The sequence below is a fragment of the Streptomyces sp. NPDC048514 genome (assembly GCF_043199955.1).
Lineage (GTDB): Bacteria > Actinomycetota > Actinomycetes > Streptomycetales > Streptomycetaceae > Streptomyces.
Genome location: NZ_JBICWT010000006.1, coordinates 276,357 through 299,085, shown reverse-complemented (window position 1 = coordinate 299,085; position 22,729 = coordinate 276,357). Strand labels below are relative to the sequence as shown.

Annotated in this window: 22 protein-coding genes; 8 read left to right on the top strand and 14 right to left on the bottom strand. The window is 72.8% G+C overall.

The features are described 5' to 3' along the window. Window positions 1-49 precede the first annotated feature (49 nt). The gene (locus ACGFT2_RS15815; protein ID WP_393278144.1) at window positions 50-445 is read left to right on the top strand and encodes a winged helix-turn-helix transcriptional regulator; all 396 of its coding nucleotides are present in this window, start codon (window positions 50-52) and stop codon (window positions 443-445) included. Here ACGFT2_RS15815 and mutM read toward each other — a convergent pair. The 8 genes from mutM to recG form a co-directional block, all read right to left on the bottom strand. Next, window positions 418-1,278, bottom strand: a complete 861-nt coding sequence (mutM, locus tag ACGFT2_RS15810) for a bifunctional DNA-formamidopyrimidine glycosylase/DNA-(apurinic or apyrimidinic site) lyase (protein WP_393278142.1) — start codon at window positions 1,276-1,278, stop codon at window positions 418-420. The two genes, ACGFT2_RS15815 and mutM, sit on opposite strands and share 28 nt — an antisense overlap. 79 nt (window positions 1,279-1,357) lie before the next feature. Continuing rightward, window positions 1,358-2,188: a ribonuclease III gene (gene rnc, locus ACGFT2_RS15805; RefSeq protein WP_393278140.1), complete on the bottom strand. Its 831-nt coding sequence runs from the start codon at window positions 2,186-2,188 to the stop codon at window positions 1,358-1,360. 7 nt (window positions 2,189-2,195) lie between these two features. Beyond that, window positions 2,196-2,369: a 50S ribosomal protein L32 gene (gene rpmF, locus ACGFT2_RS15800; RefSeq protein ID WP_003951102.1), complete on the bottom strand. Its 174-nt coding sequence runs from the start codon at window positions 2,367-2,369 to the stop codon at window positions 2,196-2,198. 2 nt (window positions 2,370-2,371) lie between these two features. After that, window positions 2,372-3,025, bottom strand: coding sequence for a YceD family protein (locus tag ACGFT2_RS15795; protein WP_393278137.1), 654 nt, complete (start codon window positions 3,023-3,025; stop codon window positions 2,372-2,374). 142 nt (window positions 3,026-3,167) lie between these two features. After that, complete coding sequence (locus ACGFT2_RS15790; protein WP_393278135.1) at window positions 3,168-4,295, bottom strand: ATP synthase F0 subunit B; 1,128 nt, start codon at window positions 4,293-4,295, stop codon at window positions 3,168-3,170. A 57-nt stretch (window positions 4,296-4,352) separates the two neighbouring features. Beyond that, on the bottom strand, window positions 4,353-4,832 hold the full coding sequence (gene coaD / locus ACGFT2_RS15785) for a pantetheine-phosphate adenylyltransferase (RefSeq protein WP_393278414.1): 480 nt from the start codon (window positions 4,830-4,832) through the stop codon (window positions 4,353-4,355). A 26-nt stretch (window positions 4,833-4,858) separates the two neighbouring features. Further along, window positions 4,859-5,446 carry a 16S rRNA (guanine(966)-N(2))-methyltransferase RsmD gene (rsmD, locus tag ACGFT2_RS15780; protein ID WP_393278133.1) on the bottom strand — a complete coding sequence of 196 codons (588 nt, stop codon included), beginning with the start codon at window positions 5,444-5,446 and terminating at the stop codon, window positions 4,859-4,861. Between the two features lie 226 nt (window positions 5,447-5,672). Then, window positions 5,673-7,892, bottom strand: a complete 2,220-nt coding sequence (recG, locus tag ACGFT2_RS15775) for an ATP-dependent DNA helicase RecG (RefSeq protein WP_393278131.1) — start codon at window positions 7,890-7,892, stop codon at window positions 5,673-5,675. Between the two features lie 224 nt (window positions 7,893-8,116). Between recG and ACGFT2_RS15770 the strand changes: the two genes are divergently transcribed. After that, window positions 8,117-9,952, top strand: coding sequence for an HSP90 family protein (locus ACGFT2_RS15770; RefSeq protein WP_393278129.1), 1,836 nt, complete (start codon window positions 8,117-8,119; stop codon window positions 9,950-9,952). Continuing rightward, on the top strand, window positions 9,952-13,068 hold the full coding sequence (locus ACGFT2_RS15765; RefSeq protein ID WP_393278127.1) for a tetratricopeptide repeat protein: 3,117 nt from the start codon (window positions 9,952-9,954) through the stop codon (window positions 13,066-13,068). Before ACGFT2_RS15770 ends, ACGFT2_RS15765 begins: the two co-directional genes overlap by 1 nt. Window positions 13,069-13,189: 121 nt before the next feature. On the opposite strand, the gene ACGFT2_RS15760 is transcribed toward ACGFT2_RS15765, so the two are convergent. Beyond that, the gene (locus ACGFT2_RS15760) at window positions 13,190-15,202 is read right to left on the bottom strand and encodes a DAK2 domain-containing protein (RefSeq protein ID WP_393278125.1); all 2,013 of its coding nucleotides are present in this window, start codon (window positions 15,200-15,202) and stop codon (window positions 13,190-13,192) included. Between the two features lie 258 nt (window positions 15,203-15,460). Here ACGFT2_RS15760 and rpmB point away from each other — a divergent pair, with 258 nt between their 5' ends. After that, window positions 15,461-15,646, top strand: a complete 186-nt coding sequence (rpmB, locus tag ACGFT2_RS15755) for a 50S ribosomal protein L28 (RefSeq protein ID WP_009190838.1) — start codon at window positions 15,461-15,463, stop codon at window positions 15,644-15,646. A gap of 235 nt (window positions 15,647-15,881) precedes the next feature. Here the strand turns inward: rpmB and thiD are convergent, their stop codons facing one another. Both thiD and ACGFT2_RS15745 read right to left on the bottom strand, forming a co-directional pair. Beyond that, entirely contained in the window at window positions 15,882-16,685 is an 804-nt protein-coding gene (thiD, locus tag ACGFT2_RS15750) for a bifunctional hydroxymethylpyrimidine kinase/phosphomethylpyrimidine kinase (RefSeq protein ID WP_393278122.1), read from the bottom strand. After that, on the bottom strand, window positions 16,682-17,647 hold the full coding sequence (locus tag ACGFT2_RS15745; RefSeq protein ID WP_393278120.1) for a thiamine-phosphate kinase: 966 nt from the start codon (window positions 17,645-17,647) through the stop codon (window positions 16,682-16,684). Before ACGFT2_RS15745 ends, thiD begins: the two co-directional genes overlap by 4 nt. 247 nt (window positions 17,648-17,894) lie before the next feature. Here ACGFT2_RS15745 and ACGFT2_RS15740 point away from each other — a divergent pair, with 247 nt between their 5' ends. Continuing rightward, window positions 17,895-18,128 carry an Lrp/AsnC ligand binding domain-containing protein gene (locus ACGFT2_RS15740; protein ID WP_351717716.1) on the top strand — a complete coding sequence of 78 codons (234 nt, stop codon included), beginning with the start codon at window positions 17,895-17,897 and terminating at the stop codon, window positions 18,126-18,128. 20 nt (window positions 18,129-18,148) lie between these two features. Next, window positions 18,149-18,667, top strand: a complete 519-nt coding sequence (locus ACGFT2_RS15735) for a DUF3515 domain-containing protein (protein WP_393278118.1) — start codon at window positions 18,149-18,151, stop codon at window positions 18,665-18,667. Window positions 18,668-18,679: 12 nt separating this feature from the next. Here the strand turns inward: ACGFT2_RS15735 and ACGFT2_RS15730 are convergent, their stop codons facing one another. The 3 genes from ACGFT2_RS15730 to ACGFT2_RS15720 are packed head-to-tail and all read right to left on the bottom strand — an operon-like array spanning window position 18,680 to window position 21,667. Continuing rightward, entirely contained in the window at window positions 18,680-19,837 is a 1,158-nt protein-coding gene (locus tag ACGFT2_RS15730) for a D-alanine--D-alanine ligase family protein (RefSeq protein WP_393278116.1), read from the bottom strand. 58 nt (window positions 19,838-19,895) lie between these two features. Then, on the bottom strand, window positions 19,896-20,906 hold the full coding sequence (locus ACGFT2_RS15725) for an NAD(P)H-dependent glycerol-3-phosphate dehydrogenase (protein WP_393278114.1): 1,011 nt from the start codon (window positions 20,904-20,906) through the stop codon (window positions 19,896-19,898). Further along, window positions 20,903-21,667 (bottom strand): lysophospholipid acyltransferase family protein, encoded by a 765-nt coding sequence (locus tag ACGFT2_RS15720; protein WP_393278112.1) that lies wholly within the window; start codon window positions 21,665-21,667, stop codon window positions 20,903-20,905. Before ACGFT2_RS15720 ends, ACGFT2_RS15725 begins: the two co-directional genes overlap by 4 nt. 155 nt (window positions 21,668-21,822) lie before the next feature. On the opposite strand from ACGFT2_RS15720, the gene cofC reads away from it, so the two are divergent. Continuing rightward, entirely contained in the window at window positions 21,823-22,461 is a 639-nt protein-coding gene (gene cofC / locus ACGFT2_RS15715) for a 2-phospho-L-lactate guanylyltransferase (RefSeq protein WP_393278110.1), read from the top strand. 61 nt (window positions 22,462-22,522) lie between these two features. After that, a complete protein-coding gene (locus ACGFT2_RS15710; RefSeq protein ID WP_393278108.1) occupies window positions 22,523-22,726 on the top strand; it encodes a hypothetical protein in 204 nt (67 codons plus the stop codon). Window positions 22,727-22,729 lie beyond the last annotated feature (3 nt).

Sequence of the window (22,729 nt, the reverse complement as noted above, 5' to 3'; positions counted from 1 at the left end):
AAGTTAGTGCAACCTGGTGGTGAGCGCTGTGTGTGCGTACCCTTGGGGTATGACCCTCACCAGTCAGGATCACGACGACCTCGCCTACGACGTCTTCGCGAAGGCGTGCCCCTCGCGCGGCACCCTGGAGCACGTCACGGGCCGCTGGGGCGGGCTGACGCTCGGCGCGCTGCACGAGGGCTCGCTGCGCTTCAACGAGCTGCGCCGCCGCGTCGACGGGGTGAGCGAGAAGATGCTGTCCCAGACCCTGCACGCGCTGGAGCGCGACGGACTGGTGCACCGCGAGGCCCAGCCGACGAACCCGCCCCGCGTGGACTACGAACTCACCCCACTGGGCCGGCGGGTCGCCGAGCGGCTGCTGGCCCTCATCCACTGCGTGGAGGGCGCGATGGACGACGTCCTCGCCTCCCGCGCGCGTTACGACGACACGCGCGGAGCCCTCTGACACTTCGGGCAGAAGTAGCTGGAGCGGTTCATCCAGGGGCGGCGCCGCATGGGGGTGCCGCACCGCCTGCAGGGCAGGCCCTCGCGGCCGTACGCGTCCAGGGACCGGTCGAAGTAGCCCGACTCGCCGTTGACGTTGACGTAGAGGCTGTCGAAGCTGGTGCCGCCGACGGCCAGCGCCGCGTTCATCACGTCCCGTACGTGGCCGAGGAGTTCCGTCGTGACCGGGCGGGTGAGGTTCGCCGTCGGGCGCTCGTAGTGGAGGCGGGCGCGCCAAAGGGCCTCGTCCGCATAGATGTTGCCGACTCCGCTGATCAACGACTGGTCCAGCAGGGCCCGTTTGACCGTCGTGCGCTTGCGGCGCAGGGCGTCATGGAAGGCGTCGTCGTCGAACAGCCCGTCGAGGGGGTCCCGGGCGATGTGCGCGATGACGTCGGGCAGGCCGTCGGTGGTGTTGTCGTGCAACGACAGCCCGCCGAAGGTGCGCTGGTCGACGAACCGCAGCTCCGTGCCGAGGGAGTCGGCGAACCGGACCCGGATGCGCAGATGCTTCTCGTCCGGCGTCTCGTGCGGCTGTACCAGCAGCTGACCGCTCATCCCGAGGTGGGCGAGGACGGACTGGTTGGTCTCCTCCAGCGGCAGCCACAGGTACTTGCCGCGCCGGCTGGGGGTGCCGATGTGGTGGCCCTTGAGCCGGTGCGCGAAGTCGTCGGCGCCCGCGATGTGCCGGCGGACGGCACGCGGGTGCAGCACCTCGACGTCGGCGACGGTGCGATGGGCGACCCACCGCTCCAGGCCGCGCCGGACGACCTCGACCTCGGGCAACTCGGGCATCGGAACCCCCACGGTGGGTGGATGAGCGGAGCGCCCGCCCCGTCGTGAACGGTGGGGCGGGCGCTCGGTGCTGCTGTCGTCAGGCGGTGGCGGACGACGGGTCGCCGTCCTTGACGGCGGCCTCCTCGGCCGCCTTGGCGCGCTCGTCCGCGGCGGCCCGGATGGACCGCCAGGCGGATTCCGCGGCCTGCTGCTCCGCCTCCTTCTTGCTGCGGCCGGTGCCGGTGCCGTACGAGACGCCTCCGACGCGGGCGGCAGCAGTGAAGGTCTTCTCGTGGTCGGGGCCGGTCTCCGTGACCAGGTACTCGGGCACGCCGAGCCCCTCGATCGCGGTCAGCTCCTGGAGACTGGTCTTCCAGTCCAGGCCGGCTCCGAGGTTCGAGGACTTCTCGATCAGCGGGTCGAAGAGCCGGTGCACCAGCTCGGACGCCGCGTCGAGGCCCTGATCGAGATAGACCGCACCGATCACCGCTTCAAGGGTGTCGGCGAGGATGGACGCCTTGTCCCGGCCGCCCGTGCCCTCTTCACCACGGCCGAGCCGGATGAAGGAGCCCAGGTCGAGGCCGCGCCCGACCTCCGCCAGCGCACGCGAGTTGACCACCGCGGCCCGCAACTTGGCCAGCTGGCCTTCGGGCAGGTCGGGGTGGGTGCGATACAGCGTGTCCGTGACGACGAGGCCGAGCACGGAGTCCCCGAGGAACTCCAGCCGCTCGTTCGTCGGCAGACCGCCGTTCTCGTATGCGTAGGAACGGTGGGTCAGCGCGCGCACCAGAAGGGCGGACTCGAGCCGGTAGCCGAGCCGCCCTTCCAGAAGCGTGTGGGACGAGGCCTGGTTGTCCAATTTCTTCTTGGCGGGTGCGTCCGCCGTGGCGTCTTCCGCCTTCTTGGGACTGGACACAGTGCCTCTCACCAGCCGCTCAGACTTCGAGGACCTGGCGCTTGTTGTAGGTGCCGCAAGACGGGCACGCGATGTGCTGCTGCTTGGGCTCGTGGCAGCGCTCGCACGCAACCAGGGTGGGGACCGCAGCCTTCCACTGCGACCGGCGGTGGCGCGTGTTGCTGCGCGACATCTTCCGCTTCGGAACAGCCACGGCTACTTCTCCTGCTTCTCGTCGGCGTGCGCTGATGGAAGCGCGCCGCCGCTCATCTCGTCCTTCTCGCCGTCTTCGAGTGAACCGGCGAGTCCCTGCAAAGCCGCCCAACGGATGTCGACGGCGTCGTGATGGTGGTCCGGGTCGTCCGTGAGCCGCGCTCCGCACTCGGAGCACAGGCCCGCACAGTCTTCCCGGCACACCGGCTGCATCGGCAGTGCGAGCACCACCGCATCGCGCAGCAGAGGCTCGAGGTCGAAAAGTCCGTCCTCGAGGTAGAACCTGTCCTCGTCGTCCTCGGCGTCGTCGCCCGGTTCCGCGATCACACGGCCCCGGTCATCGGCGTCAGGGTACGAGAACAGCTCCTGGAAGTCCGCTTCGAGCTGCTGCTCGACCGGCTCCAGACACCTTACGCACTCCCCCTCGACCCGTGCACGGGCGGTGCCCGTGACGAGCACCCCTTCCATGACCGACTCGAGCCGGAGGTCGAGCTCGACCGGGGCGCCGACCGGCACCCCGATGACTCCCTGGATACCGAGGTCCCGAGGGGCGTCGATCGTGCGGGTCAGGCGCTGCAGCGCGCCAGGCCGCCGACCCAGCTCGTGTGTGTCGAACACGAGGGGGTTGCGGTGGTCGAGGCGGGCGTTGGAGGCCATTCCTGCTTTCGATCTACGAGCTAGAGGGGACGCCGCCCGCTGGTGTTCCGGGCAGCGCTGATCGCGGGCATACGCGCGACCGAACAACCAGGATACTGGACCTTCCGCTCAGGGCCCAATCCGGGTCGGCCGCGGTGCGCGGCTACAGGCCCCGGCCCTGCTCGTACGCCCGCAGCTGCTCCGCGCTGATCATGCCGGTGTCGAAGAGACTGGTCTCGTCGAGCGCGTAACCCTGCTGCGCCGGCTGCTGGCCCTGCTGCGCCTGCTGGGCCTGCTGGGCCTGCTGGGCCTGCTGGGCCTGCTGGGCGTCGTAGGCGGTCTGCTGCTGGGCGTCGTAAGCGCCCTGCTGCTGGTCGTAGCCCTGGTAGCCGTAGGGGTCGGCCTGCTGGTAGCCGTACGGGTCCTGCTGCTGGGCGTAGTCGGGCTGCTGCGGGAAGCCGCCGTAGGGGTCGGGCTGCTGGTAGCCGTAGGCGGGCTGCGGCTCGTACGACGGCTGCGGCGGCGGGGACTGCGCGGGGCGCTGCGGCGGCACCGGGCGCTCGGCCGGGGTGTCGGCGAGGCCCGCGAGGTCGGCGAGGTAGTCGGCGTCGCTGGAGTGCTGGTAGGTGGTGGTGTCGTCGGCGAGGGCGCCGAGGTCGTCGGTGGCGATCCGGCCGTGCAGCTTCTGCCGGCCGCGGCCGACCGCCTCCAGCGTCTTGGCGAGGACCGCCTCGAAGGCGCCGAGCTTGACGTCGACGTACGCGTCGGCGTTGTGGCGCAGGGTCTCCGGGTCCTGGCTGCGCTCGGGGGCGTCCTCGTCCTCGTAGCCGTTCTCGTCCAGGCCGGGCCCGGTGCCGAGGAGCTTCTCGCGGCCACGGCCGACCGAGCCGAGGGTCTTGGTGAGGACGACCTCGAAGTTGGCGAGCTTGGAGTCGACGTAGTCGTCGGCCTCGGCGCGGATCTCCTCGGCCTCCTGACGGGCCTCGGCGAGGATGCGGTCGGCCTCGGCCTGGGAGCGGCGGGCGATCTCGGTGTCGGAGATCAGCGAGCCGCGCTGGTTGTGTGCGTCGGTGATGATCCGCTCGGCCTCCAGGCGGGCCTGCTCGACCATCTGCTCACGGTCGCCGATCAATTCCTGCGCCTGCGCGAGGGAGCCGGGCAGCGCCTGGCGCAACTCGTCCAGCAGCGCGAGCAGCTCGGCGCGATTGATCACGCAGGACGCCGACATGGGCATGGCCCGGGCGCCGGCGACCGTGGAGACGATGTCGTCGAGCTTCTTCTGCACGTCCACCTGTGCTCGCCACTCTCTACAGCCGGGTTGGAGACGGACGGGACGACTGTAGTCCCATCAGTCCTTGCGCAGACGCGTGTTCAGGGCCGCCAGGACCGGAGCGGGCACCAGGTGGGAGACGTCCCCGCCCCATGCCGCGACCTCCTTGACCAGGGAGGAGGAGAGGAAGCTGTAGGTGGGGTTGGTGGGCACGAACAGCGTCTCCACGCCGGTGAGGCCGATGTTCATCTGGGCCATCTGGAGTTCGTAGTCGAAGTCGCTGACCGCGCGCAGGCCCCTGACGATGGCGGGGATGTCGCGCTGCTTGCAGAAGTCGACGAGCAGGCCGTGGAAGGCCTCTACGCGGACGTTGGCGTACTCACGGGTGACCTCGCGGATCAGCTCGATCCGCTCGTCGATCTCGAACAGGCCCTTCTTCGACTTGTTGATCATCACCGCGATGTAGACCTCGTCATACAGACGGGAGGCACGGGCGATGATGTCGAGGTGTCCGTTGGTGATCGGGTCGAACGACCCGGGACAGACGGCGCGGCGCACTTGTGATCCCTCGCTCTCCGGTCCGGTCATCGTGCGTCATCGCACGTTGAGGCGGCGCGACCGTACCAAAACGTTCCCTCGCCGTAGCGACGGGACCGGATCGCCTCGAAGCCGTCCGGCCAGTGGAATTCGCCGCCCCTGGTGCTGCGCTCCACGGTGACGAGGGCTTCTCCGGCGAGCCAGCCCTCCGAGCGGAGTGTGAGCAGGATCTCCCGAAGATCGTCGTCGGTGACGGCGTACGGGGGGTCCAGGAAGACCAGGTCGTACGGCTCCGTGGGGGGCGCGGTGCGGATGACTTGTTCGGCTTTGCCCGCTCTCACCTCGGCGCCGGGCAGGCCCAGGTTCCGCACGTTGTCCCGGACGACTCTCGCCGCGCGCGCGTCCGCCTCGACCAGGAGGGTGTGGCCCGCGCCCCGGGAGAGGGCTTCCAGGCCGACGGCGCCGGAGCCGGCGTAGAGGTCCAGGACGCGCTCGCCGTCCAGGGGGCCGCCGAGGAGGGACTGCCAGGTGGAGAAGAGGGCCTCGCGTGCGCGGTCGGAGGTCGGACGGGTTCCGGTGCCGGGCGGTACCGACAGACGCCGGCCACCTGCCGTGCCGGCGATCACGCGGGTCATCTCTGGGTCCTTCTTCGGGAGCGGCGTTACGGGATCAGTCTGGCAGGCGGCCGCCCGGGGCGCTTGACGCCCCGGTCCGGCCCGGCCCGGGGAGGCGGCCCCCCCGGGCAGGACGGGGTCGCCCCCCGCGCTTCCCGGACGGCTCCCAGGACGTGCACTCCCGCCTCGACGGGCTGCCGCCCGACATCCTCGTGGCCCGTCTCCGGATCCACTGCCGGCCTCGGCCTCAGCCCTTGTCCAGGTACTGCTCGCGCTCCTCGTCCAGCAGAGCGTCCAGGGCGGTGCGCAGGCCCGGAAGGTGCTGCAGCTCCGGGTCGGCCGCGACGAGCGCCGCCGCCTCCTGCCTCGCCTCCGCGATGACCTCCTCGTCCTCGATGACCGCGAGGACCCGCAGGCTGGAGCGGGCGCCGGACTGGGCCTGGCCGAGGACGTCGCCCTCGCGGCGCTGTTCGAGGTCGATGCGGGAGAGCTCGAAGCCGTCGAGGGTGGCGGCGACCGCGTTCAGCCGTTGGCGGGCGGCGCTCGCCTCGGGCATCTCGGTGACCAGCAGGCACAGGCCGGGGGCCGAGCCGCGGCCGACACGGCCGCGCAGCTGGTGGAGCTGGGAGACGCCGAAGCGGTCGGCGTCCATGATCACCATGGCCGTGGCGTTCGGGACGTTGACGCCGACCTCGATCACGGTGGTGGCGACCAGGACGTCCGTGTCGCCGGCCGCGAAGCGGCGCATCACGGCGTCCTTGTCGTCCGGGTGCATCCGGCCGTGCAGAACCTCGACGCGCAGGCCCTGCAAAGGGCCCTCGCCCAGGTGGGCGGCCACGTCGAGGACCGCGAGCGGGGGCCGCTTCTCGGCCTCGTCCTCGGGGGACTTCTGCTTGCCGGCCTTCTTCGGGTCGTCCTCCTCGTCACCGATCCTCGGGCAGACCACGTACGCCTGGTGGCCGTTCTCGACCTCCTCGCGGACCCGCTCCCAGGCGCGGGCGAGGAAGTGGGGTTTGTCGGCGGCGGGGACGACGTGGCTGGCGATCGGGGAGCGGCCGGCGGGCAGTTGGTCGAGGACCGAGTTCTCCAGATCGCCGAAGACCGTCATGGCCACCGTGCGCGGGATCGGGGTGGCCGTCATGACGAGCAGATGAGGGGGCTGCCTGCCCTTGCCGCGCAGGGCGTCACGCTGTTCGACGCCGAAGCGGTGCTGTTCGTCGACCACGACGAGGCCCAGGTCGTGGAACTGGACCTTGTCCTCGATCAGGGCGTGCGTGCCGATGACGACGCCGGCCTCGCCGGTGGCCAGGTCCAGCAGGGCGTGCCGCCGGGCGGCAGCGCCCATGGAACCGGTGAGCAGGGTCACCTTGGTGGCGTGCTCGGCGCCGCCCAGCATGCCGCCCTCGGCCAGCTCCCCCATCATCTCGGTGATCGAGCGGTGGTGCTGCTGGGCCAGGACCTCCGTGGGGGCGAGCATCGCGGCCTGACCGCCCGCGTCGACCACGGCGAGCATGGCGCGCAGGGCCACGAGCGTCTTCCCGGAGCCGACCTCGCCCTGCAGCAGGCGGTGCATGGGATGGTCGGTGGCCAGATCGTCGAAGATCTCCTTCGACACCTTTCGCTGGCCCTCGGTGAGGGTGAAGGGGAGACGGTCGTCGAAGGCCGCGAGGATGCCGTCCGGCCGGGGCGTGCGGGGTACGGCGGGGAGTTGGCTGTCGGCGTGGCGGCGGCGGGCCAGGGCGACCTGGAGCACGAAGGCCTCGTCCCACTTCAGCCGGGCGCGGGCGTCGGCGATGTCCGCCTTGGTGTGCGGGCGGTGGATCTTGAGCAGGGCCTCGGGCAGCGGGAGCAGGCCGCGGCCCTCGCGCAGGGATTCCGGAAGGGGGTCCAGGGCCTCACGGGCGCTGGGCAGCACCGTCTGGACCGCCTTGCCGATCTTCCAGGACTCGAGTTTGGCGGTGGCGGGGTAGATCGGGATGAGGGCGCCGGCCCAGGTCTCCACCGTCTCCTCGCCGTCTCCGCGCAGCAACTCATATGCGGGGTGCGCGAGTTGGAGGCGGCGATTGAAGACGGAGACCTTCCCGGCGAACATGGCACGGGTGCCCGGCAGCAGCTCCTTGTGGGGCTTGTGCACGCCGGCCCCGAAGAAGACCAGCTGGAGCCGGCCGCTGCCGTCGGTGATCGTGACCTCGAGACGCTGGCCCTTGCCCCGGGGGGCCTTGGCCGAGGCGAAGGTGTGCAGACGGGCGTCGGCGACCTGGGCGACCACCGTGACGTGCTCGTCCATGGGGAGGTCGGCGAGGTGGGTGAGCTGGCCGCGCTCCTCGTACCTGCGCGGGTAGTGGTGCAGCAGGTCGCCGGCGGTGTGCAGGCCGAGGTGCTCGGCCATCACCTTCGCGGTGGCGGGGCCGAGCACTGACTTCAGCGGCTGTTTCAGTGATTCTTCCAGTGCGGGCACGAGATCCATTGCACACCACCGCACCGACAATGCCGTAGACGCTGCCCCGCGGATCCGCCGCACGCCGCACCGCGTTTTCCCCCGCGGCGCCGGAGAGATCCGTGAAACCCCTGGTCAGGTGCGCAGATCCGGCTCTAGGATGACGCGCTCCGGCCATCCTTTCCGCGGTCACCTCCCCAACCGGTACCGCCCGACCCCGCGCCGCACTCCCTCCCCCCGCCGGCGCAGTGACGATGGACTCCCAGACCCCACAGTCATCCCAGGCATCCCGGTCACCCCACCAACCTCATACGTTTCAGGTCGACCTGCGTGGTCTGGTGGACCTGCTCTCCCATCACCTCTACTCCGGTCCCAAGGTCTATCTGCGGGAGCTGCTGCAGAACGCCGTGGACGCCGTCACCGCCCGGCAGGCCCTGGAGCCGGGCACGCCGGCACTGGTCCGGCTGCACGCCGCGGACGGCGGTCTGCGGGTGGAGGACAGCGGCATCGGACTCACCGAGGCGGACGTGCACGAGCTGCTGGCGACCATCGGCCGCAGCTCCAAGCGGGCCGAGGGGCTGCAGGAGGCCCGGTCCGGCTTCCTCGGCCAGTTCGGCATCGGGCTGCTCGCCTGCTTCGTGGTCGCCGAGCGGATCCGCGTGGTCAGCCGCAGCGCCCGTACGCCCGGTGCCCCGCCGGTGGAGTGGACGGCCCGGGACGACGGCTCGTACACCGTGCGCACGCTGCCCGAGGCCGAGCGGCCCGAGCCGGGCACCACCGTGTACCTGACCGCGCGCGCCGGGGCCGCCGAGTGGCTGGCGCCCGAGCGCGTGCGCACGCTCGCCCGGGACTTCGGCTCGCTGCTGCCGTACGACGTCCGGGTGGGCGGGGAGCGGATCACCGATCTGCCGGCGCCCTGGGACCGCCCGTATCCGGGTCCCGCCGCGAGACGGGAGGCGCTGGCCCGGCACTGCCGGGAGCTGTTCGGGTTCACCCCGCTGGACTCCATCGACCTGGACGTGGCGGTGGCCGGGATCCGCGGGGTGGCGTACGTGCTGCCGTCGGCGGTCAGTCCGGCCCAGCGCGCCACGCACCGCGTGCACCTGAAGGGCATGCTGCTGACCGAGCGGGCCGAACAGCTGCTGCCGGACTGGGCGTTCTTCGTGCGCTGCGTGCTGGACACCGACAGCCTGCGGCCGACCGCCTCGCGCGAGTCGCTGTACGAGGACGAGACCCTCGCCGCCGTGCGGGACGCGCTCGGCGAAAGGATCCGGTCCTGGCTGACCGCCCTCGCGGCCGGGGACCCGGAGCGGCTCACGGCCTTCGTCGCCGTGCACCACCTCGGGGTGAAGTCGCTCGCCCGGCACGACACCGGCATGCTGCGCACGATGCTGCCGTGGCTGCCGTTCGAGACGACCGACGGGCAGCTGTCCCTGGAGGAGTTCGCGCAGCGGCACCCGGTGGTGCACTTCACGCGGACCGTCGAGGAGTACCGGCAGGTCGCCCCGATCGCCTCCGCGCAGGGCGTCGGGGTCGTCAACGGCGGCTACACCTACGACGGCGAGCTGATCGAGGCCCTGCCGCGGGCCCGGCCGGGGACGGTGGTCGCCGAGCTGGACGCGGACACCGTGACCGCGCACCTGGACGGCGTGGACGCGGCCGAGGAACTGGCCCTGTCGGGCTTCCTGGCCGCCGCGCGCGCCAGGCTCGACCCGCTGGGCTGCGACGTCGTGCTGCGCGCCTTCCACCCGCTGTCCGTGCCCGCGCTGCACCTGGACGACCGGGGCGCGCGGCACGAGCAGGCGCGGGCCGCGGCCGAGGAGCGGTCCGACGACCTGTGGGCGGGCATCCTGGGCTCGCTGCGCGGCAGCGCCCCCCGCGCGCGTCTGGTACTCAACCATCTCAACCCGCTGATCCGGCGGATCGGTTCGCTGCGGGACCCGGAGCTGATCGGCACCGCCACCGAGTCGCTGTACGGGCAGGCGCTGCTGATGGCGCAGCGTCCGCTCAGGCCGGCCGACTCGGCGCTGCTCAACCGGGCGTTCATCGGCCTGCTGGAGTGGGCCACGCATGGGGAGAACGGTCGCTGATGGATGAGATCGCCGACTTCGACGGGCTGCGCCGGGCGCTCGCGGAGAACGCCGGGGAGCCGGAGGGCCCGGCCCGCAACGCGCGCGCGGAACGGCTGCTCGCCGAGGCGGAGCGGCTGGACACCCCGCTCGCCGTGATCGAGGCGCTCGGACACCAGCTGAAGGTCTACAACTACAGCTCCGAGAAGGACAGGATGTCCGTCCCGTTCGCGCGGCTGCTGCGCATGTGGGACGAGCGGCCCGAGGACTTCGACGCGTACGAGACGCACTCGCTGCACTGGGTCTTCAAGTGGATGTCGGCGGGCATGCTGGACCAGCCGCACGTCCCGCTCGCCTCGATCGAGAAGTGGCTCGGCGAGATGGAGCACCGCTACCGGCTCGCCGGGTACTCCGAACGTGCCGTGCGCGGCGCCGAGTTCAGCGTGGCCGCGCACATCGGCGACCTGGCGCGGGCCGAGCGGGCCTATGCCGCGTGGCTGGCCGCCGACCGGGACGCGATGGCCGACTGCCACGCCTGCGAGCTGCACGGGCAGGGCACCTGGCAGGTCGAGCGCGGCCGGGACGCGGCGGCGCTGCGGCTGTGGGAGCCGGTACTGGAGGGCGAGTACAGCTGCGCGCACGAGCCGCACACCGTCCTCGCCTCCTCGCTGGTCCCGCTCCTGCGCCTCGGCCGGGTGGAGGAGGCCCGCGCGAACCATCTGCGCGGCTTCCGGCTCGTGCGGGCCATGGAGAGCATGCGCGGCGCCTACGCCGACCACGTGGAGTTCTGCGCGCTGACCGGCAACGAGGCCCGTGCTCTGGAGCTGCTGGCCGAGCGGCCCGCGTACTTCACCGACACCGGGCACCCGCGCAGCCGGCTCGACTTCATGGCCGTCGTGACGCTGCTGATGGACCGGCTGACCGCGCTGGGACTCGGCGGGCAGCGGGTGCCGGGGCCCGCCGGGCGGACGTGGACCGCGCGGGAACTCGCCGCCCACGCGCGCGTGGAGGCGACGGAACTGGCCGAGCGCTTCGACGACCGCAACGGCACCTCCTGCACCGGCGACGGGATACGTGCGCGCATGGCACGGGAGCCGCTGGTGGAGCGGCTGCCGCTGGGCGTGCGCACGGTGCGTCCCGCACCCGTGCCGGCGCCTGCGGCGGCCCCGCCCGCGCCACCGGAGGCGGCGGACGAGCCCGGCCTCACGGCGCTGCTCGCCGAGGCCCGGCGGATGTCGGACACCTTGCGGCCGCACGCGCTGGAGGCCTGGGCGGCGGTGGCACGGGCGGCGCGGGGCGCCGACCTGGAGCCGCGCGACCGGGCGGAGATCGCCGACCACGAGGCGATGGCCCGCGGTCCGGAGGGCGTCGAGCTGTTCGAGCGGGCGGCCGTGCTGTACGCGCAGGCGGGCGACCCGGGCGAGGCGCTGGCGGCCCGCGCGCGTGGGGCGTACGTCCGCGCCCTGGGCGGCGAGGTGGACGCGGCCCTGGCCACGGTCACGGGACTGTACGACGAGGTGCTCGCGCTGTACGCCGACGAGGCCACCGGGGTACGGCAGACGGCGTCGGTGGTGATGAGCCGGGCCCGGATTCTGATGCGGCGGGTCCACCGCGACGTGCCCGAGGACCTGCCCGCGGACCGGCGGGACCTGCACGAGGACCTGCCCGCGGACCGGCGGGACCTGCACGAGGACCTGCCCCCGGACCGACAGGAAGACCTGCACGAAGGCCGGCCCGAAGGCCTGCGCGAGAACCCTCGCGAGGAGGGGACCGGGGGCGCTCGCGAGGAGGGGCCCGGGGGCACCGAGGGCCCGGGCGGCCGGCCTGCGCTCGCGGAGGCCGAGCAGGCGGTCCGCGAGGTGCTGGCGCTGGTCGACGGGCGGTCCGGGGACGAGGTGCGGCTGGCGGCGCGGGCCGCCGAGGCCCGGGCCATGCTCGCCGAGCTGGCCGGGCACGCCGGGGACCCCGGGCGGGCCGCTCGGCTGTTCCGGCGGGCCGCCGCCGACTACGTGGCCGCCGGGCTCCCGTGGTTCGCGGTCGAGTACGAGGTGCAGGTGGCCGCCCTGGCCCATCAGACCGGTGACCTGGCCGGGGCCGAACGGGCCCTGCGCGCCGCCCTGGAACACGGCGGGGCGTACGTGGAGCCGGTCGGGCGGGCGCAGCTGCATCTGCAGCTCGCCGAGGTGACCGGCGGCCGGGGTGAGGCCGTGGAGGCGGCCGAGCACGCTCTGCAGGCCGCGCACTGGGCCGACGAGGCCGGTGAGAGCGGCACCCTGGGCGCCTGGGCGCGACAGCAGCTGGGCGGCTTCCTGCTCCGCCTCGGTCGGTACGCGGAGGGCGCGGAGGTGCTGGAGTCGGCGCTGGCCGACCTGAGCGCCGGGACACACGGCGACGGAGCGGTCGTACAGGCCCACTGGTGGCTCGGGGACTGCCTGGGCGAGCTGGGTGAGCACCGGGCGGCCGCCGAACACCGGCTGCGGGCCGCCGACATCGCCCGGCACTGGCCCGAGCAGCAGGACCATGCCACGCTGGCGCACCTCGCCGCCGAGTCGCTGAGCAACGCCGGGCTGGCGGAGGAGGCCGACCGGGCCTACCTGCGCGCGGGCGCACTGTGGCGCACGATCGGCAACCCGCAGTTCCTGGTCCGCTCGCTGCGCGCCCGGGGCTGGCTGGCGCTGCGCGGGGAGTCCGGCGCCGAGGGCGCGCGGGATCTGATGACGGACGCGGTGCGCGAGTGCGAGCAGGCGCTGCGGGCCGCGGCCGATCCGGTGACCCGGGAGCAGCTGACGGCCGAACTGGGCAACACCCGTCGTCAGTTCGGGGACCTGCTGGCCCGGTCGGCGGCCGAGGAGGCCGAGGACGACGTGATCCAGGCCGCGTTCGAGGCGGCGCTGGTCCAGATGGACCGGGCCTCCGCGCTGTTCGGCACGCTCGGCGCCGACGGGCTGCACGGCCGTACCGGCGCCGAACTCGCCGCGGGCTGGCTGGAGGCCGATCTCGGGCGGCCCGCCGAGGCGGCGGCACGCGCACGTGGCGTACTCGCGGCCTACGGGGGCGCCGAGCACGCCGACGAGACGGTCGAGGCCCGGCGGGCGGAGGCCACGCAGATGCTCCAGGCGGTGCGGGCCGAGGAATGAGCGGGCGCTCGGCCCACTCCCCTCCGACCGGACACTCGGCTCACTCCACGCCGACCGGACACCCGGCCCACTCCACGCCGACCGGACGCCCGGCCCACTCCACGCCGACCGCGCGCTCGGCTCACTCCACGCCGATCAGGAGCAGCGCGCCCTGCCGGCCGCCCCGGTACACCACCGTGTCGACGGCGAGGTAGGTCTCGCGCACCCGGTCCTGGAGGTGCTCGGCGACGGACTGCGGTGCCTCGTCGCCGACGACCAGCGTCACCAGCTCGCCGCCGGCCCGGAGCATGCGGTCCAGGACGGTCTCGGCGGTGGCGGTGACGTCGGGGCCGATCACCGCCACATCGCCGTCGATCAGGCCCAGGAAGTCCCCGGCCTGGCAGATGCCGGCCGTCGTCCAGGACTGGTGTTCGGCGACGACGACCTCGGCGTACCGGGTGGCGCCCGCCGCCGAGGTCATCTGGACGACGTCCTCGTCGAACCGGCGCTCCGGCTCGTGCACCGCCAGTGCGGCGATGCCCTGGACCGCCGAGCGGGTCGGGATCAGGGCCACCCGGATGCCCTCGGTACGGGCCTGCTCCGCCGCCGCCGCGGCGGTGTGGCGCAGCTCGGCGTCGTTGGGCAGCAGGACGACCTCGCGCGCGTGGGCGCGCCGTACGGCCTGTACCAGCTCGCCACTGGCGGGCGGCTCCCCGGGGCGCGCGAGGACGGTGGTCGCGCCGGCCTCGGCGTACAGGCCCGCCAGGCCCTCGCCCGGCACGACGGCGACCACGGCCCGCTGGGCGCGCTCGCGCGGCGGCCGTTCGCCGTGGGTGTGCACGTCGCCCAGGTCGAAGTGCGTGATCCGGATCCGGTACGGCCGCCCGGCCTCCACGCCGGCCTCCACGGCGGCGCCCGCGTCGTCCACGTGCACGTGGACGTTCCACAGCCCGTCGCCGCCGACGACGACCAGGCAGTCCCCCAGGGCGTCGAGCCGGGCGCGCAGCCGGGCCACGGCCGCGTCGCCGGCCTCCAGGAGGTAGATGACCTCGAAGGCGGGTCCGCCCGTGTCGGCGCCCTCGGCGCACCCAGCGGAACCGGCGTCGCCCACGGGTGCCTGCGCGTCGGCGCCGCCGCCCCCGGCCACGTGCGCGGCGGACACGCCGGCCGCCGGCCCGTGCGCGGCGGCCTCGGAGGCGGCACCCGTGTCCCCGTACAGGCCGGAGGCGGCGACCGCCGGACCATCGGCCGTACGCGCGTGCGGACCGTTGACAGGCACCTCGCGCAGGTGCGAGTCGGGAACGGGCACCTCGCGCACGCCCGGGTCGGAGACGGTCACCTCGCGCGCGTGCCGGTCGGAAGCCGGTCCCCCGCGCTCGTACCGGTCGGAAGCCGGCACCCCGCGCTCGTACGGGTCGGAAGCCGGCACGGCCGCCCCGCCGGAGGGCCCCGCGGGAGCCCGGCGGCCCGGCACCGCCGCCGGTGTCTCCCCCGTGAACGCCTCCACCAGGGCGCCCAGCACCGCGACCAGCCCCCGGCCGCCCGCGTCGACCACCCCGGCCCGCGCCAGCACGGACAGCTGGCCCGGAGTCGCCGCCAGGGCCGCCCGCGCCCCGTCGTAGGCCGCCCGCGCGACGGTCCCGCAGTCGCCCTCCGCCCCCTCCGCGGCGTCCGCGGCGGCGGAGGCGACCGTCAGCACGGTGCCCTCGACGGGGTGGGCCACGGCCTGCCGGGCGGAGTCGGCGGCCCGGCGCAGGGCCAGCCGCAGACTCGTACCGTCGCCGTGCGGGGCCGCGGGGCCCCCCTCGTGACCCGGTTCACCGGCGAGCACCTGGGCCATGCCCCGCAGCAGCTGGGCGAGGATGGTCCCGGAGTTGCCCCGGGCCCCGATGAGCGCACCGTGGGCCATGGCCCGTACCGCGTCCGGCAGGGACGGCTCCTCGGAGCCCGTCCCGTACCCGGCGAAGACGGCCTCCACGGCGGTGGCCGCCGACTCCACCGTCAGATAGAGGTTGGTCCCGGTGTCACCGTCCGCCACCGGATAGACGTTGATCGCGTCGATCTCCTCGCGGGCCCGCCCCAGTGCCCGGAGCGCCAGACCGCACCAGGTGCGCACCGCGAGAGCATCGAAGAATGTCTGCGGCACCTGCGCCACCTGCGCCTCCCTGAGCTGGCTGGACGTGGACGCAGCGTAGACCCCGAGCCGCTCTGCGCCGGAAGAGGGCTGGGAGCGGGGCCCTGAGCTGCCATGGTAGTTTCGTTGCACGGGCGCAGTCGTTGTATGCTGCTCCGGTTGCCCGATCTGATCGGGCCATTCCCCCTGGCAACGCCACTCAAGGTCAAAGATCTTAGGATCTCGATCCCGGCATGCCGGGATCAACCGTAAGTGCATCTGAAGTCTTTGGAGTGACCCGTGGCTGCCAACTGCGACGTCTGCGGCAAGGGGCCGGGCTTCGGCAACAACATCTCGTTTTCGCACCGCCGTACGTCCCGCCGCTGGAACCCGAACATCCAGCGTGTGCGTACCGTGGTCGGCGGGACGCCGAAGCGCGTGAACGCTTGCACCTCGTGCATCAAGGCCGGCAAGGTCTCGCGCTGACGCTACAGCTGAGCGCGCGGCCACTGCCTGGTTCGCTGCACGAAGCCGGTCCACCTCAGGGTGGGCCGGCTTTTTGCCGTGCCCGGCGCCGTGCGCCCCTGCGTACCTTGCGCCGAGCGCCTCGCCACTCCCCGTGCCTTCCCTGTCACCGGTCTCGTCGTGCCGCCGCCCCCGGGCAGGGCGCGCGGTGCACCCTGCCCGGGGGACGCGCGGTGGGCCCTGCCCGGGGGAATGTTCAGGGTGACCTGAACCGCCAGCCGTGGTCCACCGGGCCGATTCCCGCCCCGAGCGCGAACCCGGCCGCGATCGCCCCCGTGACGTACTCCTTGGCCTGCGTGACCGCCTCCGGCACGGCCAGCCCCTTGGCCAGCCCCGACGCGATGGCCGAGGCCAGCGTGCAGCCGGTGCCGTGCGTGTGCCGGTTGTCGTGACGCGGGGCGCGCAGCCAGTGCTCCGCCGAACCGTCCGTGAGCAGGTCCACCGCGTCCCCGGACAGGTGGCCGCCCTTGATCAGCACCCAGCGCGGCCCGTACTCCAGCACGGCCTCCGCGGCCCGTCGCAGATCGTCACCCGACTCGACCCGCACCCCCGTGAGTTGGATCACCTCGTCAAGGTTCGGGGTCGCCACGGTCGCCGCCGGCAGCAGCCTGGCGCGGACCGAGTCCAGAGCGGAGGCGGCGAGCAGCGGGTCGCCGTGCTTGGAGACGCCCACCGGGTCGACCACGGCCGGCACGTCCGTGCCGGAGATCAACTCGGCGACCGCCTCGACCAGTTCGGCCGAGGCCAGCATGCCGGTCTTCACGGCCTGTACGCCGATGTCGTCCACGACGCTGCGGTACTGGGCCCGTACCGCCTCCACGGGCAGCTCCCAGGCGCCCTGCACGCCCACGGAATTCTGCGCGGTCACCGCCGTGATCACGCTCATCCCGTGCACGCCGAGCGCCAGCATCGTCTTCAGGTCGGCCTGGATGCCCGCGCCGCCCCCGGAGTCCGAGCCCGCCACCGTGAGCACCCGAGGAGGCGCTCCCTGCACGCTCATGACTCGATGTCCCCGAAGTGGTCCCAGCCGCCCTTGCTGGTCCAGGGCGCCCCGTCGACCGTCACCTGGGGCAGCGCGGAGGGGTTGAGGACCTCGCCGATGACCTTCCAGCGGGCCGGCAGCTTGGCGTCCGGCGGGAAGGTCGCCACGATCGCGTGGTCCTCTCCACCGCTCAGCACCCACTGGAGCGGGTCCACGCCGACGGCCTGACCGATGTCGTTCATCTGCGTGGGGACGTCGATCGCGCCGGAGCGGATGTCGATGCGCACCTTGCTGGCCTCGGCGATGTGCCCGAGGTCGGCGATGAGGCCGTCGCTCACGTCGCACATGGCGGTGGCGCCGAGCGCAGCGGCGGCCGGGCCCGCGTGATAGGGCGGCTCGGGACGCCGGTGGGCCTCGACGAAGGCGCGCGGCGAGCGGAAGCCCCGGGAGAGCACCGCGAAGCCGGCCGCTGACCAGCCGAGCCAGCCTGTGACGGCCACGACGTCGCCGGGCTGGGCACCGCCCCGGGTCACCGGCTCCTGGTTGCGCAGATCGCCGAGCGCGGTGATCGACACCATGATCGTGTCGCCGCGTACGACGTCTCCGCCGACCACCGAGGCGCCCGCCACCTGGCACTCGTCCCGCAGGCCGTCCATCAGCTCGCTGGGCCAGGTGACCGGGAGTTCGGCCGGGACGACCAGGCCGAGCAGCAGCGCGGTCGGTACGGCGCCCATGGCGGCGATGTCCGCGAGGTTCTGTGCCGCCGCCTTGCGTCCGACGTCGTAGGCGGTGGACCAGTCGCGGCGGAAGTGCCGCCCCTCCAGCAGGATGTCGGTGCTCGCCACCACCCGGCGATCGGGCGCGGCGACCACCGCGGCGTCGTCGCCGGGGCCGACGCGGACCGCCGGAGTGGTGGTGAGGCGGGAGGTGAGCTCCCTGATGAGCCCGAACTCCCCGAGCTCACCAACAGTGCCCTTCATTTCCCTTGCTCCCCTTCTCTGCGTTGCCGTTCCCGGTCGCGCCTCATCAGTGTCCCCGATACCGTCGAGGTGACCGCCGTCGCGGTCCGGATGACCGCCGTCGCGATCGAGGTGACCGTCAACTTCCGTCGTGCCTGCACCCTGGCGCGCAAGCCCGGTTCCCGCAGGTCTCGCCCCGGGGAGCGGCAACGCGATACCGTGGCGTTCCTTTTCCCCACATGATCCTCGTGGCCGCCCTGGAGGTTCCGTGGTACAGGCGTACATCCTGATCCAGACGGAGGTCGGCAAGGCGTCGACCGTCGCCGAGACGATCAGCAAGATCCCTGGCGTGATGCAGGCCGAGGACGTGACGGGTCCGTACGACGTCATCGTGCGCGCCCAGGCCGACACCGTCGACGACCTCGGCCGCATGGTGGTCGCGAAGGTCCAGCAAGTGGACGGCATCACCCGCACCCTGACCTGTCCGGTCGTTCATCTGTAGCCCCCGTCTACCCTTGGCCGGTGAACATCTTCCGTCACCGGCCCCTCGGCCTGCTCGCGCCCGCGCTGCTGGTCGCGGTCGCGGGCTGTGCCACGGCAGACGACAGCGCCACGGTGGCGGTTCCCAGCCCCGACGCCAAGACGGCGAAGGTGTGCCGGGAGCTGCACCGGGCGCTGCCGCGGAAGCTGGACGGACGCGACCGAAACGACCCCCGGCCCCGGTCCGCCTACACGGCGGGCTGGGGAAACCCGGCGATCATACTGCGCTGCGGTGTCGTACGGCCGCCGAAGATGGTCGATCCCGGGGTGGCCCAGGGGGACGATCCGGACGCCGTCGCGGGCGGGGTGAACGGCGTCGACTGGCTGATGGAGAAGCAGAGCGACGGCACCTGGCGGTTCACCACGGCGAGCCGCGTGGCGTATGTGCAGGTGAGCCTGGTGAAGGGGATGTCCCCGCAGGACGAGGGCGCCTCGGTGCTCACGGATCTCGCGGCCGCGGTCAAGAAGGCGATCCCCCGGGGGATCGCCTCCATGCGGTGACGCGGTGCGGGGTCAGCGCAGCCCGGTCGGGCGGCGCAGCGCCGCCTGCACCAGCCGGTCGATCAGCTCCGGGTAGCCGACGCCGGTGGCCTGCCACATCTGCGGGTACATCGAGATCGGCGTGAAGCCGGGCATGGTGTTGATCTCGTTGATCACGAACTCGCCGTCCTCGTCGAGGAAGAAGTCGGCGCGCACCAGGCCCTCGCAGGAGGCCGCCTCGAACGCCTCGACCGCGAGCCGGCGCACCTCGGCGGTCTGCTCCTCGGTGAGCGGCGCCGGGACGATGCCGGGCGTGGAATCGATGTACTTGGCCTCGAAGTCGTAGTACGCGTGCGCGTCCGGCGGCGGGATCTCGGCCGGGACGGAGGCCCGCGGGCCGTCCTCGAACTCCAGGACGCCGCACTCGATCTCACGGCCCCGTACCGCCGCCTCGACCAGGATCTTCGGGTCGTGCGACTGGGCCTCGGCGATCGCCTCGTCCAAGCCGGAGAGGTCGTCGACCTTGGTGATGCCGATGGAGGAGCCCGCGCGCGCGGGCTTCACGAACAGCGGCCAGCCGTGCTCGCCGGCGAAGTCGACGATCTTCTTGCGGGCCGCGGACTCGTCCCGCTCCCACTCGCGGGGCCGGATCACCACGTACGGGCCGACCTTGAGCCCGAAGGAGGTGAACACCCGCTTCATGTACTCCTTGTCCTGGCCGACGGCCGAGGCGAGCACACCGGCACCCACGTACGGCACCCCGGACAGCTCCAGCAGACCCTGCAGGGTGCCGTCCTCGCCGTAGGGGCCGTGCAGCACCGGGAAGACCACGTCGACCTCGCCGAGCGCCTTGGGCACCGAGCCGGGCTCGCTGTAGACGACCTCGCGGTTGCCGGGGTCGACGGGGAGCACCACTCCGCCCTCGACCGACTCGGCCAGCTCTGCCACCTCGGGGGTGCGGCGGTCGGTGATGGCCATCCGCTCCGGCTCGTCGGCCGTGAGCACCCAGCGGCCCTCGCGGGTGATGCCGATCGGCAGGACGTCGTACTTCGTCCGGTCGATGGCGCTCAGGACGGCGCCTGCGGTGACCGCGGAGATGCCGTGTTCGGAACTGCGTCCGCCGAACACGACGGCCACGCGCGCCTTGCGCGACGGCTGCTCAGGGCTCTGGGGGAGGTTCTCGGTGCTCATATCGCGTTGAGAGTACCCGGTGGTAGGGCCCCAAGACAGCGTCGGCGCCGGGGGTCGCTCAGCGTCGTTCCGGCTTCGCGCTGCGCGACATCAGCTCCTTCAGGGCGACCACCGGAGGCTTGCCCTCGTGCACGATGTCCACCACCGTCTCCGTGATCGGCATGTCGACGCCGTGCCGGCGTGCCAGATCCGCCACCGACTCGCAGGACTTGACGCCCTCGGCGGTCTGCCTGGTCACCGCGATGGTCTCCGCCAGCGTCATGCCCTTGCCGAGGTTGGTGCCGAAGGTGTGGTTGCGGGACAGCGGCGAGGAGCAGGTGGCCACCAGGTCGCCCAGGCCCGCGAGTCCGGAGAAGGTGAGCGGGTCCGCGCCGAGCGCCATCCCGAGGCGGGTGGTCTCGGCGAGGCCGCGCGTGATGAGCGAGCCCTTGGCGTTGTCGCCGAGGCCCATGCCGTCGGCGATGCCGACCGCGAGGCCGATGACGTTCTTGACCGCGCCGCCGAGTTCGCAGCCGACCACGTCGGTGTTGGTGTACGGCCGGAAGTAGGGCGTGTGGCAGGCGGCCTGGAGGCGCCGGGCGACCGCCTCGTCGGTGCAGGCCACCACGGCGGCGGCGGGCATCCGGGCGGCGATCTCCCGGGCCAGGTTCGGCCCGGTGACGACGGCGATCCGGTCGGCGCCGACCTCGGCGACGTCGTCGATCACCTCGCTCATCCGCATGGTGGAGCCCAGTTCCACGCCCTTCATCAGGGAGACGAGGACGGTGCCCGGGGCGAGCAGCGGCCGCCAGGCGGCGAGATTGGCGCGCAGGGTCTGGGAGGGGACGGCCAGGACCGTGAAGTCGGCGTCCCGCAGGGCCTCGCCGGCGTCCGCGGTGGCGCGCAGGTTCTCCGGGAGTTCGACACCGGGGAGGTAGTCGGGGTTGGTCCGCGTGGAGTTGACCGCCTCGACCGGCTCGGGCCGGCGGGCCCACAGGGTCACCTCGCAGCCCGCGTCGGCGAGGACCATGCCGAAGGCGGTGCCCCATGAGCCGGTGCCCATGACAGCCGCCCGGACAGGCTTGCTCACGTGCCGGTCTCCTGTTCCTTGCCGGTCTGCGCCTGGGTGCGGCGCCGCTGTTCGATCCGCTCCCGGCGCGGGTCGTAGGGCGTCTCGGGGGCCTTCTCACCCCGGACCACCTCGAGCTGGCGGGTGATGGCCGCCATGATGACCTCGGTGGCCTCCTTGAGCAGGTCCGGGGTCATGTCCTTGCCGTAGAACCGCGCGAGGTCCACGGGCGGGCCGGCCAGCACCCGGTGGGTCTTGCGCGGGAGGAGGCTGGGCTTCCTGGCGTACGGCGGCAGCAGTTCGTTGGCGCCCCACTGGGCGACCGGGATGACCGGGCACTTGGTCTCCAGGGCCACTCGCGCGGCGCCGGTCTTGCCCGTCATCGGCCAGCCGTCCGGGTCGCGGGTGAGGGTGCCTTCGGGGTAGAAGGCGACGCACTCGCCGCGTTCCACGGCGTCGATCGCGGCCCGGAAGGCGCTGAGCGCGTCCGTGCTCTCGCGGTAGACGGGAATCTGTCCGGTACCGCGCATGGCGGCCCCGACGAAGCCCTTCTTGAAAAGTCCGCTCTTCGCCAGGAATCGCGGAACCCGTCCGGTGTTGTACTGGTAATGCGCGTAGGCGAAGGGGTCCACGTGGGAATTGTGGTTCACCACCGTGATAAATCCGCCCTCGGCCGGAATGTGCTCCATTCCACGCCAGTCCCGCTTGATCAGAACCACCAATGGCGGTTTGCAGATCACCGCGGCGAAGCGGTACCAGAAGCCGATTCTGCGGCGGGGCACAAGGACACCTTCCTCTAGGACTGCCACCCCGGCGGGGGCCGCACAAGTGTGGCTCCGGGGCGCCGGTCTGTCGAGAACACCGTACGCCCGCCCGCGAGCCGGCCATCGGATGCCCCGGGTGACAATGAGCGCGACGAGAGAGGGACGGTACGCCGGTGCAGTGGACCTTGGTCATCCCCCTGAAGCCCCTGACACGGGCCAAGAGCAGGCTCGCGGACACCGCGGCGAACGGGGTGCGCCCGGGGCTGGCCCTGGCGTTCGCCCAGGACACGGTGGTCGCGGCGCTGGCCTGCACGGCCGTTGCGGATGTGGTGGTCGTCACGGACGACGAACTGGCCTCCCGCGAGCTGGCGGCACTGGGCGCGCGGATCGTCGCGGACACCCCGCAGGGCGGCCTGAACGCGGCTCTGGCCCACGGCGCGGCCGTCGTACGGGAAATGCGCCCGGCCGCGCCGGTCGCGACCCTGAACGCCGATCTGCCGGCCCTGCGGTCACCGGAACTGGCCCGGGTGCTGGAGGCGGCGGCGGAATTCCCGCGGGCTTTTCTCGCGGATGCGGCGGCACTGGGGACGACGCTGCTGGCGGCGGGACCGGAGCGGGAACTGCGGCCGGAGTTCGGTGTCGATTCCCGTACCCGGCACCGGGCCTCCGGGGCCGCCGAACTGGGGCTCGCCGGGGTGGATTCCGTACGGCAGGACGTGGACACCGGCGAGGATCTGCGCGCCGCGCTGGCGCTGGGGGTGGGACCGTACACGGCGGCCGTGTCGGCGGGGTTGCTGATTCCACGGTCCTGAGCGTCCGGCCGCGGCCCGCGCGAAGACGCCCGGAACCCCGAAAGACACTACGCTGGCTGCCATGCAGGCCACCGCGTACACCTACGACGAAGAGACCCGCAGCGGACAGGTGCTGCTCGACGACGGCACCCCGGTGCCCTTCGGCGCCGACGCGTTCGACGCCGGCGGCCTGCGGCTGCTGCGGCCCGGACAGCGGGTGCGGATCGAGACCGAGGGTGCCGGGGACGGCCTGCGCATCACCCTGGTAACCCTTCAAACCCTCTAACTG

What these genes read in the sequence shown, in the direction of transcription:
- ACGFT2_RS15815 (WP_393278144.1), top strand. Translation starts at nt 50, where the DNA reads ATGACCCTCACCAGTCAGGATCACGACGACCTCGCCTACGACGTCTTC.
- mutM (WP_393278142.1), bottom strand. Translation starts at nt 1,278, where the DNA reads ATGCCCGAGTTGCCCGAGGTCGAGGTCGTCCGGCGCGGCCTGGAGCGG.
- ACGFT2_RS15795 (WP_393278137.1), bottom strand. Translation starts at nt 3,025, where the DNA reads ATGGCCTCCAACGCCCGCCTCGACCACCGCAACCCCCTCGTGTTCGAC.
- rsmD (WP_393278133.1), bottom strand. Translation starts at nt 5,446, where the DNA reads ATGACCCGCGTGATCGCCGGCACGGCAGGTGGCCGGCGTCTGTCGGTA.
- recG (WP_393278131.1), bottom strand. Translation starts at nt 7,892, where the DNA reads ATGGATCTCGTGCCCGCACTGGAAGAATCACTGAAACAGCCGCTGAAG.
- ACGFT2_RS15770 (WP_393278129.1), top strand. Translation starts at nt 8,117, where the DNA reads ATGGACTCCCAGACCCCACAGTCATCCCAGGCATCCCGGTCACCCCAC.
- ACGFT2_RS15765 (WP_393278127.1), top strand. Translation starts at nt 9,952, where the DNA reads ATGGATGAGATCGCCGACTTCGACGGGCTGCGCCGGGCGCTCGCGGAG.
- thiD (WP_393278122.1), bottom strand. Translation starts at nt 16,685, where the DNA reads ATGAGCGTGCAGGGAGCGCCTCCTCGGGTGCTCACGGTGGCGGGCTCG.
- ACGFT2_RS15745 (WP_393278120.1), bottom strand. Translation starts at nt 17,647, where the DNA reads ATGAAGGGCACTGTTGGTGAGCTCGGGGAGTTCGGGCTCATCAGGGAG.
- ACGFT2_RS15730 (WP_393278116.1), bottom strand. Translation starts at nt 19,837, where the DNA reads ATGAGCACCGAGAACCTCCCCCAGAGCCCTGAGCAGCCGTCGCGCAAG.
- ACGFT2_RS15710 (WP_393278108.1), top strand. Translation starts at nt 22,523, where the DNA reads ATGCAGGCCACCGCGTACACCTACGACGAAGAGACCCGCAGCGGACAG.